Genomic DNA, 13,428 nt, shown 5'->3' with positions numbered 1-13,428 from the left:
ATGAAATAACGTTGATAGAATCAAGTGATCCACCATTTCTACTCTTCATCTCCAACAAAAATCTATGAAATTAAGTGATATCTAGTCATTTTTCATCATATAGTAGAAGTAAAAAGTGGGACAAGGAGTGGAATTCTATGTTAACAGTACCTTGGTTTGTATATGTAGCGTTATTTGGAGTTCTTTTTAGTGCATATATGGTGATTAGGACATCTAGAGAGGAAAAGCAAATTGAAGACTCCTATATTGAGCAAGAAGGCAATGTATATATCGAACGTATGAATAGCGAAAAAGAGAAACGTTCTAAGCAAATGAATAAACCAGAGGCTATGTAAAAAACGGCACATAAAAAGGACCGTTCAATCAACGGTCCTTTCACATTATTCTGCTGCTGGAGCTTTGAATAAGTCTTTAAAATCGTCATCCTTCACTTTCACATCTGCATTATCAATTGCTTTGTCTAAAGCAGTTTGAAGAGCAGTTTGGTCTGCTTGAAGTAAAGCTTTACGAATTTCGTCCTTTTTCTCTTGATCCATCTTATCGAAACCTTCAGTTGTTCCGGTTACTTTAATGATGTGATAGCCAAATTGGGATTCAACAATATCACTTGTTTCGCCTTCTTTAAGGGTAAAGGCAACTTCTTCAAATTCAGGAACCATACGTCCTTTTCCAAACCAACCAAGATCGCCGCCATTTTGAGCAGAGCCATCTTCAGAATATTCCTTTGCTACATCTTCGAATTTTTCACCACTATCAAGCTTAGCTTTGGCTTCTTCAATTTTCTTTTTAGCTTCTGCTTTTTGCTCTTCTGTTGCATCCTGTGGAACTTGAGCTAAGATATGGCTGGCTTTAACCACTTCGCCTTCTTTCACTTCAACTTCTTCCAATGCTGCTTTTTCTTTTAACATGTCAGACTTAAGAAGTTCACGAACGAATTCCTCACCATTTTGCTCAACAATTGCATCAAACTGAGCACCTAGAGCAGCTTGCATTTCTTCATATTTTGCATCTATTTCTTTATCTGTTACTTCATATTTCTCTGATAGTACTTTAGTATAAACTAAATCTTTAAGGATCACTGCGCCGGCTTGATCCTTCATGGCATTATATAATTCGTCTTTTGTTACATTTCCAGCTTTTGTTTCTACAAGTACTGCTGAATCGTCGGCATTATTACATGCACTTAGACCAAAAATACCTACAGCAGCTGTTAAAGCAATTATTGATTTTTTCATTACACACACTCCTACTATGTACGTTTTTTATATACGGTTTGTCCAAGGGTACAAAAATTACTATAACATACTTTTAAAAAAGAAAGAAAACATTTTCGCAAGATTATTCAAAAATCTGGGACATTCGCACAGTCATATAGGCTTTATGCGAATAGGATATAGTGAACTGAATAACAAGGCTTTAGCCTTTCAAGTTCAAAAATTCAGTTGATTGTGAAAAAGAATTCCTAAAGGCGAGACACTCGCCTATTCGTTCACAAATGATTTCGCATAAAATACCGTACTAAGATATTGGAGGTGTTACTATGGGTCACGGATACGCTGGTGGATTCGCGCTAATCGTCGTGTTATTCATCCTTCTAATCATCGTTGGTGCTGCTTGGTTCTAAGAAAAGCTTAAGCTTATTGATCGTCCACTAAAAACAGCCACGTCCTGTGGCTAACGTGGACGTCAGCACTTCCTGCGCAAGTCCGACAAGCATAAGTAAAGCTTTCAAGAAGGATGCCTTTTATCCTTCTTGACAGGTTGGCTAGACCAGAGAGGGGCTAGGCGCTTAAGCTAGACAATTTAGAAAACCATATTCAAAAAAGAAAAAGGATGGCCGAAAAAATCGGTCATCCTTTTTCCATTTACGTAAACAAGACCTCTACATAGGAGGAAATAAGTAAAATGGTAATTAAAATATTAATTGTTCGATAAACTTTTGGCTGGCGGTCATCAGGAATTTCTTTTTGCTCACATAGCCGGTAAGTCATTTGATTAATGTAAAACAAAATAAAAGCAGCAAATGGAATATAAAATAAGAGCACTCCTCATCCCCCCATCTAAAATCAAATATGCCGTGGCATTTTTTCCCCTAGATTTTGTTCAATCATGAAAATCTAAGACTCCCAGAAGGCTCAACTTTATTCATTACTTCAAAATCCCAAATAAATAAAGTTATTTATGAATTAAAATATCATAGCCATCCTCTACTTCTTCAACAGTACAAGATCTTGGTGCCTTAATAAACTGACCTAAATAGATAAAATCAGGAACACATAATCCAAAATTGATCGCTGCAATAATGGAAAAATAATGTATATAGACCGGAAATGCAATACACGCACCAAGCATAAGAGTAGTAATCAATAAAAATGGTGTACTCATTACAAAAATGATAAACGGTTTAGAAAGTGCATCTTTTGAACGAGTAGAAACAATTGGAATGATTCCGTACATCCATTTAAATGTTACTTTTAGTTTTTTACCAGTTACCCAAAACGGTAAAACATGCAGGGCTGCATGTAATGGATAAATCAACAATAAAGCTAATAAAAAATAAATTGATCCATCTTCATTTAGTTTAATTGAAGAATACATAAGATTCATTGGCAAATAAAAAAGAATAAATGCAATGAACATTGATATCAAGGATACCAACACAATTCGATGGAATCCATAATCCTTTGAAAGATTAATGGTTTTCCAACAAGTCATACCTAATCACCATCCGCAATCATAAGAAGTAAATAATTGGAAGTCGTATCCAAATCAAAGTAAAAAAAATTTCTAAATTAGTTACTCTAAACTTACTAAACTACTTTACTTTGTTTCTAACAAAAATGCAATAGGTATCCAAAAGAACGATAAAATACATGTTTTTTCGACTTTTTTCGCGGTTTTTGGGCATATTATTTAAAAACAATTTCATTCAAAAAAGAATTTGAGGTGTTAACTATGGAGTCAATTGAAGAGCGTTTGGAGCGACTTGAATATTATCAGTCACTCATCTTACCGTTGTTAGGGGATCAGTTACCACCGTTTCATCAATTAATTATGGAAGCAAAATTAACAAAAAAAGACGTTGAAGACTTATTAGACCTTTGTGAAGAGATGAGCATTAAATATAAAAAACAAAAAGCGGAGGGATTTATATGTTTCACGCCGCTTTTAACTCAATTTGTTGGGATGCTTCATCCCCACTTAGATCCAAAAACAACAATCGACGTATTAGCTAAAGAAAGAAAATATACCCCTTTAATGTACGAGTTTAAAGGGATAATCAACAAAATAAACTAATCGAGATTACAACTCTATTTTTTCCTCTACTCGTTTGTAAAGCTTTCCATCTACTTCAATAAAATCATCTTCAATGTTTCGGAATGATTTCTCGAAGATTTCCATATAATCGTCTCCATATATGTTACGGACAATGCTCATAACTTCAACGATTTCTGGGAACTTACCGTAAAGCTTCTTAAGTGGAATTGCTCCTTCCAAAACTCCATTTTTACTAGGATTATAGCTTTCCACAATTTTTAAAAAGATTTCTTCTCCTTTGGGTGTCAACTCGATATACGTGTTACGCTTATCATTTTCCTTTTTTGAAAATTGTAAAAGTCCACGTTCCTCTAACTTTTTAGAAAAGTTAAATGCAGTTGAAACATGCATAACTCCAAACTTAGCAATCTCTGAAATTGAAGCACCTTTCAAATGATACGCTATCCAAATAATATGATGTTCATTAATATTTAAATCATAAGGCTTGATCCATTGTTGCCAGTCCTTTTCAATAGATTTCCATAATGCCTTACTTAGCTGTGCGATTCTCTGACTAAAAAGGAGCGCTTCTTTGATGGAGGCCATTTTTTCTTCATGTTTCATAGATTCACCCACTTTTCTATTTTCTCTTATTACTATTATGCCAATAAAATAAAAATTAATAAAGATGTAAATTTACGAAATTTTTAAATTAGGTTAAAAAATTTTGATTCTATGGGGTTGTAACCGTTTTTTCTAATTTTTCTAAAGCGCTTTCTATTTCCGAAAGCTCTTTTTGAATATTTTTTTGATTACCTTCAATCTCTTGTTTCCAATGATTTAGTGAATACTTAATATCACTGGATACCTCTGCTATTGTATTCACCGCCTGTTTCGTTGACTTAGAAACCTGTTCTGTTAAGGATTTACCATCGGAAACAACCTGTGACAGGGAATTAGAGATTTGCTTTTGATTATTTCTTAAGGCCCTTCTAAATTCCTTACCTGAAGTAGGTGAACTTAAAAGGACTGATACACCACCGATCACACTTCCAATTAATACTCCATATAATAGAGACTTTGTTGATGTCATCTTAATCACTCCAAATCAGAACTAGTATTTACAGAATTCTACAAAAAATGAAGAAATCCTTTTTCATTTTCATATTTTTTACAAAATTACAGTTGCTGTAATAAGTCCTTTTGTTGGATATACCAACGGTCAACAATACTATTGCGGACCAATACAAAAACGATTTGTTTTCGTTCCTTCCCTTGGTTTTCCCAGTATATTTCGACTTCAACTGGGACTTCCATACTTAATAGTCCTTTTAAATCGCTTAGCGGTAAATAAGACATGTTTGTGATTGAAAAAACAGTAATTTGATTTAAGGTTTTGTACAGCTTCTTATTTTTTGAATTCGGTATAACGGTTTGTTTGATTATTTTTTGATCTGATTGGTTAATACCCGCTACAAATATTTCAATTAGGTGATACGGGTCCGCATTATCAATGTAATCGTCTAACCTTCCTCCCGCCTTTAATAACATGAGTTTATGTGCAAAATCTGGTTCTTTTGAACTGTGGGTGGTACTCCCTAAGAAATGCACACAAAAATGGCCAGGAAAGCCGTTTTTTAATGCACCTGCACCATGTGGCATACCGTGCATAGAGGCGGCAATCATTTGATCTCCATATTTCACGATAATCGCCCTTCGCTTCCAGCTCCATTTCCCACTGTAAATTTTCTTCATGATTTTAGTGTCCTCAATTGTGAGTGGTTGAACATCGGCATGTCTGCTTCCAGCCCTTCTTTGCACACGAAATTGAAGACCCGTTTCAACGTCAATAATCGTAAAGAAGGATTTTCTAGGAAGAATCTCATTCACGATATCCCAAGGAACCATTTCTACTTTAAAGCTTAATGGGCTATCTTTCTCGTCATATTCACTTGTAACCGCAATGGCTGTATTATGAAAGCTAAATAAAAAAAGAAAAAATAGAAGTATTGCTTTTGTCATTCTTCAGGACCTCTTTTTTTACATAGCTTTCCATAAATGATGAAAATCTATTTATAAAAAAACTCGACTCATCAAAAAAAGTGAGTCGAGTTTTGTTTGATTATTTATGAAAGGTTGGTTTATAGAAACTTCGATTATCCAAGGCAAAGACACGGTCTGAGAATTCGCCTGGTTTTACACGTTCTAAAGCACGATCCAACATATTCATCTTTGCATCGAGGTTATCTATATAATGGAGAATTTCCGCTTCCTTAATCATTGGTGGCTTAGGGCTACCCCATTCTGCTTTTCCATGGTGGCTTAAGATAATATGCTGCAATACCGTAACTTCTTCACCTTCAATACCAAGCTCTTTTGCGGCTTGTCCGATTTCATTTACCATAATTGAAATATGGCCTAATAAATTTCCCTCTACTGTATATGTTGTTGAAATAGGGCCTGACAGCTCGGTAACCTTGCCTAAGTCATGCAAAATGATCCCTGCGTACAATAAGTCGGTATCAAGTGATGGATATAGATGAGCGATTGCTTTTGCTAAGTCAAGCATTGAGACAACATGATAGGCTAAGCCAGATACGAATTCATGGTGGTTCTTGGTTGCTGCTGGATATTCATAAAAGGCAGCTTGATGCTTTTTCAGTAAATGTCTCGTAATTCTCTGGATATTCGAGTTGTTCATTTCAAAAATATATTGTGTGATCTTTGAAGCCATCTCATCCTGCGGTACAGGTGCAACTTCAAGAAAATCGGAAATAGTAACCCCATCTAAATCAGTTATAGGTCGGATATTTCTGATTTTCAACTGATTTCGTCCTCGGTAGCTATTAATTTCACCAGCAAGTCTTACTATTTGTTGAGCAGCATAGTTTGTCTCATCTTCAGGTGTTGCATCCCAAAGTTTTGCTTCAATTTCTCCACTTTTATCCTGAAATACTAAAGTTAAGAATGGTTTTCCATTACTTGCAATGCCTTTTGTTGATGATTTAATAAATAAATAGACGTCAACCTGCTGTCCCACCTCATAATGTACAATGCCTTTCACCATATTTTCTCCCCCTGCTTATCTATTTACTCTCACTTCTATCAAAATGAGGACTATGAAAATAACAAATTTCTTAGAAAAATTATAGCATACTTTTATGGTTTTCTATGATACCTTCATTACCTAGTATAATAGGTTTGACTTCACCAAATCCTTCCAACACATGTTGATGACAAGTAAATAGGAGGACTTGATTTTCTCTTGATAGCTCTTTAATTAACGAGATGGCATTTGATAAACGGCCTGAATCAAAATTAACAAAGCTATCATCAATAATAAATGGAAATGATTGACTGGGATGCATCGTATTAGCAAGCGAAAATCTGAGCGCAATGTACAATTGCTCTGAAGTGGCCTGGCTAAGTTCATTCGGCTTATAGCGTACACCCTTATCATTCTCGACAATAAAACCATCGATTTCATTGTCAATGTAGATTCTTTTGTACTTCTTATCTGTGAGAATAGAAAAATAATGCTCAGCCCTTTTTATTACCTTAGGCAAGCGGAGCGTTCGATAGTGGTCAACAGTTTTAGCTAGTATATCTTTTGCAACTGCTAGCGTTGCCCAGTTTTTAGCGTAGTTTTTTACTAACGAATTACTTGCCTCATAAGAATGAAGTAAATCTGCATAGGTTCCACCTTCTTCTAGTTCTTGTATTCGGTGGTTTATTGCTGACAGTTGACCTTGCCTTTCTTTTTCAATTGCCTGAAGTCGAGTGATTTCAGCTGACATCTCCTCAATTAGAACTTCATAATTTGTTTCTATATTACAACTCTTTACTAACTCTCCAAAGCGTTCGAGTTGCGCCAAAAGTAGATTCATTCGTTCTTTAAGTTCTCGTGCGGTATCGTTTGCTTGTCCCTTTGCCCGAAACTCTTCTTCATCCGAAACTTTCGCGATATCCCATAGAACTTGAATTTCCTTTTGAAGATGTTCGATTTCCATACTAAGCTTTAAAATCTGTTCTTCTGAATCCTTTATTTTCGCATCGATCTGTAAAAGCTGTTCATATTTCTTTTTTTCTTCTTGCAATCGGATTGCCATCTGGTCAACTTTGATGGAACTTTGGTCTTCTATGTTTATCTGTTTTGCAACTGTATAAATTTTAGATTGGAAGTTAGAAATTTCATTTTGAAGCTTTACTTTTGCTTCAGTAAGTTTTTGTTTATTTAATACTTTCTCCTTGATGGCTTCAAGAATTTGAAAAGCATCCAATAATCGTTCATTTGATATTTGCATTGGAAGTCCATATGTTTTCTTGATGTTTGTAGCTTTTTCCTCTAAGGCGTACTCAGATTTCTCCCATTCCTCAAAGTCTTTAAATACCTTATCTAATGCACGCTCGTTTTGAAGATGTGAGGCTTTTTCTATTTCAATCTGCTGCCTTGCATGCGTATCACGAATAAGAATTGCTGTTAGTTCTTCTTGATCTGAATAGTTGCTATGTGTTAGTTGCTCTTTAATAGCCTCCAGTTTTTTCAGTAGTCTTTCTCTATCTTCCTGGAATTCATTAATAAATGAGGAAGACATCTGGGAGGTTACTGTTTTCCCAACTGGCCACATGAGAACACCTAGGACAGTTAATATCCCACCAATTATCCATTCTTTTGTAACATAGAAATAAATCGATATGATCAATAATGTAAAACCAATTCCATAAAACAATCGAGTATACTTGTGTTTGTTTTCGGATTCTCTTGCTGTCATTCCTTGTATTTTTTGATCGATTCTTTTTACCTCTTCCTCAATCAACAGCTTTTCACTTTCTAGATTATCCTTAGAAGTATATTGGCTTTTCTTTTTTTCATAGCGTTTTCGTTGATCCTCTGGGAGAAGCTGTTGCTTTAAATCACTTAACTTTTGTTCGCTAAGATCTAGCGCTTCTTTTACTTGAGTAAAGTTATTATCTAAGAAATGCTTCTTTTGCCTATGTCGTACAGTTTCAGAAACAATTTCAGAAAACATATCTTTTGCAGTAATTCCTAGATTTAATTTCAAAACATCTGTCTCTGTTAATGTAAAATTAATTCGATCTATTAGTTGATTCAATTCATCTTCTATCTCTTGAAGTTCTTTAGAAACGAGCTGGAATCTGTTTTCTTTTTCAGTAAATAGGCTTTTATTTTCTACCAATTCCAAAATCCGTTGTTCGTTTTCAATGTATTGTTTGGCAAATCGGATTTCACTATTTTCCTTGTTCCATTCTAGAATTTGGCCATTTATGGCAGTTAATTGAGCCTGATACGGTTTTATCTGCGCATGCAGTTGTTCTAAGCGTTTCAGCCCATCCTCAGGGTAAGGCTCAAACGCTGGTAAACTTTGCAATCGATTTTGTAAGGTTTGGTATTCTTCTACGATTGGTTGAATTGATTGTAGTTTCTCTGATTCTTGAATTTTTTGCTTTATAGAATGTATCTGGGAATCATAGGATACAAGTTCCTTTTCAATCTGTTGTTGTTCGTTTAGGAGAGATTCATATTCACTATTTTTCTCCTGCCACCTCGTAACTTTTGCATGTTCCTCCTTTAGTCCGCTAAGTTCCATATTAAGTGGTGGATTCTTTCCTTTTGGTTTATATAAACCATCCATTTCCTTTACTAATTTATTTTGTAATTCAAGTAAGGCGTCTGTTCCAACTGTCCCCGCAGAAAATAAAAATCTTCCTACATCCTCACTCTTTAAATTATGTACACCTTGTAGTCCATGAATATTGAAGGAATAAACATTTTGAAAAAGATTTTTATCCATTCCTTGGAAGAGCTCTGATATAAATTCTTCTCCTTTGACAGTTCCATCTGGCATATATACAGATACGTCTCCAGCAGCCTTTCCTGGCAATCTTTCAATCATAATTGTTCCATATTCGTCGGTTTGGAGAATGAGCTTTCCACCATATTTGGTTCCCGTTTTTGGGATATAACGTTGCTCATTTTGTTGTTTCGTAGGAAATCCAAATATAACGCTATGTATAAACGACATAAGCGTTGATTTTCCAGCTTCATTTTGACCAAAAAAGACCTGAATATTTGGGGATAAGTTTCCAAGTTCCAAGTTATCCAGTTTTCCATATCCATAGACCTGAACACCAATGATTTTCATATCGTCACCTCCTATTGGAAAAATAGAGTTCTCGTAAAATTAAGTTCTCCGCATCATGAAGTATTTCCTGAAGTTCTTCACTTGTAAAAGTATCAATATGCCTTCGAAAACTTTGATTGTTCCGTAAAGGGAGTAGTGCTTGATCAAAGTCCTGATAGGTTTCCATATTCTCCAATAAATCACCAATAAAATGAGAATCCTGTTTTAATTTTTGACGATTGATTTCTATTTGGAAGTTATGTTTAAGTCCTACCACATAAACAAAATTCTTTTCTTCTATATCATCGTTTAGAAGAGATAAGAGATCTGCTTTTATCGCATTTTCTTGAAGTTGTGCATGCAGTGGTCCGGTTCCTATATATTCAATCGTTACAAATAAGCCTTGGGTTTCTTTACGGAGGGAATCAAGATGAGAAAGTGATCTGTCAACAAGTTGGTCAAAACTAATAAGCTCAGAAATATCGATAGTCGTATTTTCAAAAATTAAATCCGATGTTGGAAAAAATGTATATTCTGTTTTAGCTTTTGAAAGCTTTACAAGATAGCCACCCTTTTCACCTGTTTCCTTTTTATGTCTACCTTGAATATTGCCAGGATAAATAATAGGAGGGTCTTCAGCTAAAATCTCCCTTGTGTGAATATGTCCAAGAGCCCAATAGTCAAATCCTTTTTGCTGGAGATCTGATAACAAAAACGGCGCATAACGGCTATGGGAACTCTCCCCTTCTTTACTTCCATGTAAGATGCCGATATGATATGTAGCACCGTCTTTCTTTTCATAGAATTTGGTTTTGTTTTCGAGCACAGCTTTTTGTGCATAGCTAAACCCATAAATATTCGCAACGGTTTCTCCATCTTTTATATAAGGAATGACCTCGACATTTTCATTTTGAAACACATGGACATTGCTTGGCCATTCAAAATGCGGCCAATTTCCACCAAGATGGTCATGGTTCCCATGGACGATAAAAGCTTCTATGTTATGAACTTGAAGTCGTTCCATTTCTTTACGAAATCGGGATTGTGCACGAAGGCTTCGGTCTTCTCCATCGAATAAATCACCGGCGATGATGATAAAATCAACCTTTTGCTCAATCGCAATATTAATTAATCTAGCCAAGGAGGTAAAAGTACTATCTTGTACACGTTTAAAAACTTTCGTTGGCAGATTGGTTAACCCTGAAAACGGGCTGTCCAAATGTAAATCCGCAATATGTAAAAAAGTAAGTGCATCCATTAAATAGCTCCTTTAGACTCTTTTACCTATATTCTATCACCTACTTGATACGAATGCACGTTCTTATTTTTATGAATTTATCAGGTAGTTTATAGGTTTTAAAACAAATAAAAACCGAGGGGAATAACCCTCGGTTTTTATCTGGCAAGCTTATTTATCATTCTTTGTAAGTTGTAATGCTTTTTTGATGTCTTTGAAAGATGAAGATTTACCGTACATTAGAACTCCTCCGCGGTAGACTCTAGCTCCAAAGATCGCTAATAGAGTAATTGTTAAAACAAGTAGCCCAATTGATAATGCAATTTCCCAAGTTGGAAGTGTTAGCATGCCAACCCGAAGGAACATGATCATTGGTGCGAAAAATGGAATATAAGAAGTAATTGTAATCACGGATGATTCTGGTTTTGTTAGCCCAAACATAGCAATCATAAATGCTGCTACGATTAACAAGGTCATCGGTGTAATCATTTGTTGAACATCTTCGATTCGACTTACTAGAGAGCCTAAGAAGGCTGCAAGTGTTGCATATAAGAAATAGCCTAAAATGAAGAAAACACCAGCGTATACAAAGGTTGATACAGGCAAATCGCCAAAACCAAACACTTCAAAAAATCCGCCTTCCATTCCACTCATGCTTTGCTTCAAGGAGCCATATCCAACCAATAAAATCACAGCAAATTGAGTTAAACTCAATAGTGCAATTCCAAGAATCTTACCGAACATTTGCTTAATCGGAGAAACACTTGAAATCAAAATTTCCATAACACGAGAAGATTTTTCAGTAGCCACTTCCATCGCAATCATATTTGCATACATGATGACTGCAAAATAGATAACAAATAAAAGGACATAAACTAAACCACGTGCTTGATTAAGTTCTTCTTCCGATTTTGCATTTTCTTGAAGGGCCACTTTATCAAATTGGACCGGTGCATACAATTGATTAATCTGATCTGGCGTTAATCCCGCTTTTGTGGTTGCGATTGTCACCTTCAACTGTTGAAGAGCCTGTTCAAGTTGCCCAGTGATTTCTGAATCAGTTATCGACGGTGCTTTATAAACTCCCTCTGGTAGACCTTCAGGTGTTTCCGTTAGGATAAGATAACCGGTTAATTCTTCTGCAGTAACCCGTTCTTGCGCATTCTCTTCTGACCCTTCCATTTTTTCAATGACGATATCACTAGTCATTCCGGTTAAAGTCTGTTCATAAGCTTGATAAAGATCCTCTGACTCGCTTAGAACCGCTACATGGTTTATTTCATCTTCATCAAATTTTTCGATGATGGTTTGAATATTTGCCAGACCAAAGATAATGAGTGCAGTTATCAATGTCGTAATAATAAATGATTTTGTTTTTAATTTACTCACATATGTGTGAAAAAGGATAATCCAAAACTTATTCATAAGAAGCACCTACCTTTTCGATAAAAATATCATTTAAGGAAGGTTCCTCTAATACAAACTTTCGAACAAAGCCTTTTCCTGCAATAGAATCTAGTATTTTTTGTGAAATTTGTTCACTTTCAACCTGTAAATGGAGGCCCTCCGCAGTTTCCTTCGCTCTTGTAACACCTGCTAATGTTTTTAAATGACTGATATCAAAATCGGCATGTACAATTACATTTTTCTTTCCAAAAGAACGCTTAATTTCTTTTAGAGAACCATGTACAACCGGTTTACCATGATGCATAATGCATAAATGCTCACATAATTCCTCAACATGTTCCATCCGGTGACTTGAAAATACAATTGAGGTCCCTTCATTTTTCAAATCCACAACGGCTTCTTTTAGAAGCTCTACATTCACAGGGTCAAGTCCGCTGAATGGTTCATCAAGAATTAGTAACTTTGGCTTATGAATAACAGATGCAATAAATTGTATTTTTTGTTGGTTCCCTTTTGATAATTCCTCAACTTTTTTCGTTGCATATTCTGGAACCTTAAATCGCTCTAACCAGTAATCAATTTGTTTTAAAATATCCTGTTTTTGCATACCGCGTAGTCTCGCTAGGTACACAAGTTGTTCACGCACCTTCATTTTTGGGTACAGTCCTCTTTCTTCTGGTAAGTACCCAATCATGTGGCTAGTATCATAATTAATCTTTTTTCCATCCCAACTAATTCGGCCATCACTGGCATCTAATAACCCGAGTATCATCCGAAATGTTGTTGTCTTCCCTGCCCCATTGGCGCCTAAAAAACCAAACATTTCACGCTCAGGAATTTCGATTGATAGGTTGTCTACTGCTGTGAAGCTACCGAATCGTTTTGTCACATTTTCTAGCTGTAATGCCATTTCGACTCCTCCTTCTCCTGTTGTTTTTTACGAATGAGTTAGGAAAAAGTTTCAAAAATAATCATAACACATTTATTTAGTATTTTTATTGCGCTGAAACTTGCAATCAACTACACTTTAAGTATCTGAATTTTAACTTTATTTATGGGGGACTCTGACATGAACTATGTGTTAACAGTGTTTGATAAAACGGGAGAAAAGTTACTAGAAGAAACATTTGAAGCTGCTACTGAAAAAGAGGCAAAGGAAACTGGCGAAAGAATTCTGAAGGAAAAAAACTATATAGAAACGACACATCGCTGCACAAGCTCATCAGGAAAATTAGTGTTATTTCATCGTTAAGCTGGTACCTAATTCTGGGTACCTGTTTTTATTAATTAAAAAATCCCGTTGTGTTTCAACGGGATTCAGAGTGTAGACAAAAGGCATTTGGGAATCCTCTTATTCCCAAATGCCTTTTATTTTTTTCTATT

General features: G+C 35.4%; 15 protein-coding genes. 4 read left to right on the top strand and 11 right to left on the bottom strand.

The genetic code is table 11. The features are described 5' to 3' along the window. Positions 1–137: 137 nt before the first annotated feature. Positions 138–335, top strand: a complete 198-nt coding sequence (locus tag ACFSFW_RS13955; protein ID WP_099362460.1) for a sporulation YhaL family protein — start codon at positions 138–140, stop codon at positions 333–335. Positions 336–380: 45 nt separating this feature from the next. Here the strand turns inward: ACFSFW_RS13955 and ACFSFW_RS13950 are convergent, their stop codons facing one another. Next, a complete protein-coding gene (locus ACFSFW_RS13950) occupies positions 381–1,235 on the bottom strand; it encodes a peptidylprolyl isomerase (RefSeq protein ID WP_388039142.1) in 855 nt (284 codons plus the stop codon). A gap of 305 nt (positions 1,236–1,540) precedes the next feature. Between ACFSFW_RS13950 and ACFSFW_RS13945 the strand changes: the two genes are divergently transcribed. Then, on the top strand, positions 1,541–1,624 hold the full coding sequence (locus ACFSFW_RS13945; RefSeq protein ID WP_099362462.1) for a YjcZ family sporulation protein: 84 nt from the start codon (positions 1,541–1,543) through the stop codon (positions 1,622–1,624). A gap of 241 nt (positions 1,625–1,865) precedes the next feature. On the opposite strand, the gene ACFSFW_RS13940 is transcribed toward ACFSFW_RS13945, so the two are convergent. Together ACFSFW_RS13940 and ACFSFW_RS13935 are read right to left on the bottom strand one after the other, a co-directional pair. After that, positions 1,866–2,045, bottom strand: a complete 180-nt coding sequence (locus tag ACFSFW_RS13940; RefSeq protein ID WP_099362463.1) for a hypothetical protein — start codon at positions 2,043–2,045, stop codon at positions 1,866–1,868. 130 nt (positions 2,046–2,175) lie between these two features. After that, complete coding sequence (locus ACFSFW_RS13935) at positions 2,176–2,715, bottom strand: DUF3267 domain-containing protein (RefSeq protein WP_388039140.1); 540 nt, start codon at positions 2,713–2,715, stop codon at positions 2,176–2,178. Between the two features lie 240 nt (positions 2,716–2,955). Between ACFSFW_RS13935 and ACFSFW_RS13930 the strand changes: the two genes are divergently transcribed. Next, a complete protein-coding gene (locus ACFSFW_RS13930; RefSeq protein WP_304214556.1) occupies positions 2,956–3,297 on the top strand; it encodes a DUF1878 family protein in 342 nt (113 codons plus the stop codon). 6 nt (positions 3,298–3,303) lie between these two features. On the opposite strand, the gene ACFSFW_RS13925 is transcribed toward ACFSFW_RS13930, so the two are convergent. From ACFSFW_RS13925 to ACFSFW_RS13890, 8 genes are all read right to left on the bottom strand, one after another. After that, a complete protein-coding gene (locus ACFSFW_RS13925) occupies positions 3,304–3,882 on the bottom strand; it encodes an HTH-type transcriptional regulator Hpr (RefSeq protein ID WP_180271217.1) in 579 nt (192 codons plus the stop codon). A gap of 109 nt (positions 3,883–3,991) precedes the next feature. Continuing rightward, positions 3,992–4,351 carry a YtxH domain-containing protein gene (locus ACFSFW_RS13920; protein ID WP_388039138.1) on the bottom strand — a complete coding sequence of 120 codons (360 nt, stop codon included), beginning with the start codon at positions 4,349–4,351 and terminating at the stop codon, positions 3,992–3,994. An 86-nt stretch (positions 4,352–4,437) separates the two neighbouring features. Next, positions 4,438–5,280 carry a hypothetical protein gene (locus ACFSFW_RS13915; RefSeq protein WP_388039136.1) on the bottom strand — a complete coding sequence of 281 codons (843 nt, stop codon included), beginning with the start codon at positions 5,278–5,280 and terminating at the stop codon, positions 4,438–4,440. 100 nt (positions 5,281–5,380) lie between these two features. Further along, positions 5,381–6,325, bottom strand: a complete 945-nt coding sequence (yhaM, locus tag ACFSFW_RS13910) for a 3'-5' exoribonuclease YhaM (protein ID WP_099353381.1) — start codon at positions 6,323–6,325, stop codon at positions 5,381–5,383. A 79-nt stretch (positions 6,326–6,404) separates the two neighbouring features. Beyond that, complete coding sequence (locus ACFSFW_RS13905; protein WP_388039134.1) at positions 6,405–9,422, bottom strand: ATP-binding protein; 3,018 nt, start codon at positions 9,420–9,422, stop codon at positions 6,405–6,407. Positions 9,423–9,426: 4 nt separating this feature from the next. Continuing rightward, entirely contained in the window at positions 9,427–10,659 is a 1,233-nt protein-coding gene (locus ACFSFW_RS13900; RefSeq protein WP_388039132.1) for a metallophosphoesterase family protein, read from the bottom strand. Positions 10,660–10,809: 150 nt separating this feature from the next. Beyond that, entirely contained in the window at positions 10,810–12,063 is a 1,254-nt protein-coding gene (locus ACFSFW_RS13895; protein WP_388039130.1) for an ABC transporter permease, read from the bottom strand. After that, the gene (locus ACFSFW_RS13890; protein ID WP_099362472.1) at positions 12,056–12,955 is read right to left on the bottom strand and encodes an ABC transporter ATP-binding protein; all 900 of its coding nucleotides are present in this window, start codon (positions 12,953–12,955) and stop codon (positions 12,056–12,058) included. The genes ACFSFW_RS13895 and ACFSFW_RS13890 overlap by 8 nt, the downstream gene beginning before the upstream one ends. 159 nt (positions 12,956–13,114) lie before the next feature. Between ACFSFW_RS13890 and ACFSFW_RS13885 the strand changes: the two genes are divergently transcribed. Continuing rightward, positions 13,115–13,297, top strand: coding sequence for a YhzD family protein (locus ACFSFW_RS13885; protein WP_304214573.1), 183 nt, complete (start codon positions 13,115–13,117; stop codon positions 13,295–13,297). Positions 13,298–13,428: the final 131 nt, after the last annotated feature.

It is taken from the genome of Ferdinandcohnia salidurans (assembly GCF_042680725.1).
Lineage (GTDB): Bacteria > Bacillota > Bacilli > Bacillales > Bacillaceae_L > Ferdinandcohnia > Ferdinandcohnia salidurans.
The sequence above is the reverse complement of the archived record's forward strand: the minus strand, read 5'-3'. Positions and strand labels throughout refer to the sequence as shown.

What these genes read in the sequence shown, in the direction of transcription:
- ACFSFW_RS13895 (WP_388039130.1), bottom strand. Translation starts at nt 12,063, where the DNA reads ATGAATAAGTTTTGGATTATCCTTTTTCACACATATGTGAGTAAATTA.
- ACFSFW_RS13915 (WP_388039136.1), bottom strand. Translation starts at nt 5,280, where the DNA reads ATGACAAAAGCAATACTTCTATTTTTTCTTTTTTTATTTAGCTTTCAT.
- ACFSFW_RS13900 (WP_388039132.1), bottom strand. Translation starts at nt 10,659, where the DNA reads ATGGATGCACTTACTTTTTTACATATTGCGGATTTACATTTGGACAGC.
- ACFSFW_RS13925 (WP_180271217.1), bottom strand. Translation starts at nt 3,882, where the DNA reads ATGAAACATGAAGAAAAAATGGCCTCCATCAAAGAAGCGCTCCTTTTT.
- ACFSFW_RS13955 (WP_099362460.1), top strand. Translation starts at nt 138, where the DNA reads ATGTTAACAGTACCTTGGTTTGTATATGTAGCGTTATTTGGAGTTCTT.
- ACFSFW_RS13930 (WP_304214556.1), top strand. Translation starts at nt 2,956, where the DNA reads ATGGAGTCAATTGAAGAGCGTTTGGAGCGACTTGAATATTATCAGTCA.
- ACFSFW_RS13935 (WP_388039140.1), bottom strand. Translation starts at nt 2,715, where the DNA reads ATGACTTGTTGGAAAACCATTAATCTTTCAAAGGATTATGGATTCCAT.
- yhaM (WP_099353381.1), bottom strand. Translation starts at nt 6,325, where the DNA reads ATGGTGAAAGGCATTGTACATTATGAGGTGGGACAGCAGGTTGACGTC.
- ACFSFW_RS13890 (WP_099362472.1), bottom strand. Translation starts at nt 12,955, where the DNA reads ATGGCATTACAGCTAGAAAATGTGACAAAACGATTCGGTAGCTTCACA.
- ACFSFW_RS13945 (WP_099362462.1), top strand. Translation starts at nt 1,541, where the DNA reads ATGGGTCACGGATACGCTGGTGGATTCGCGCTAATCGTCGTGTTATTC.
- ACFSFW_RS13905 (WP_388039134.1), bottom strand. Translation starts at nt 9,422, where the DNA reads ATGAAAATCATTGGTGTTCAGGTCTATGGATATGGAAAACTGGATAAC.
- ACFSFW_RS13920 (WP_388039138.1), bottom strand. Translation starts at nt 4,351, where the DNA reads ATGACATCAACAAAGTCTCTATTATATGGAGTATTAATTGGAAGTGTG.
- ACFSFW_RS13950 (WP_388039142.1), bottom strand. Translation starts at nt 1,235, where the DNA reads ATGAAAAAATCAATAATTGCTTTAACAGCTGCTGTAGGTATTTTTGGT.
- ACFSFW_RS13885 (WP_304214573.1), top strand. Translation starts at nt 13,115, where the DNA reads ATGAACTATGTGTTAACAGTGTTTGATAAAACGGGAGAAAAGTTACTA.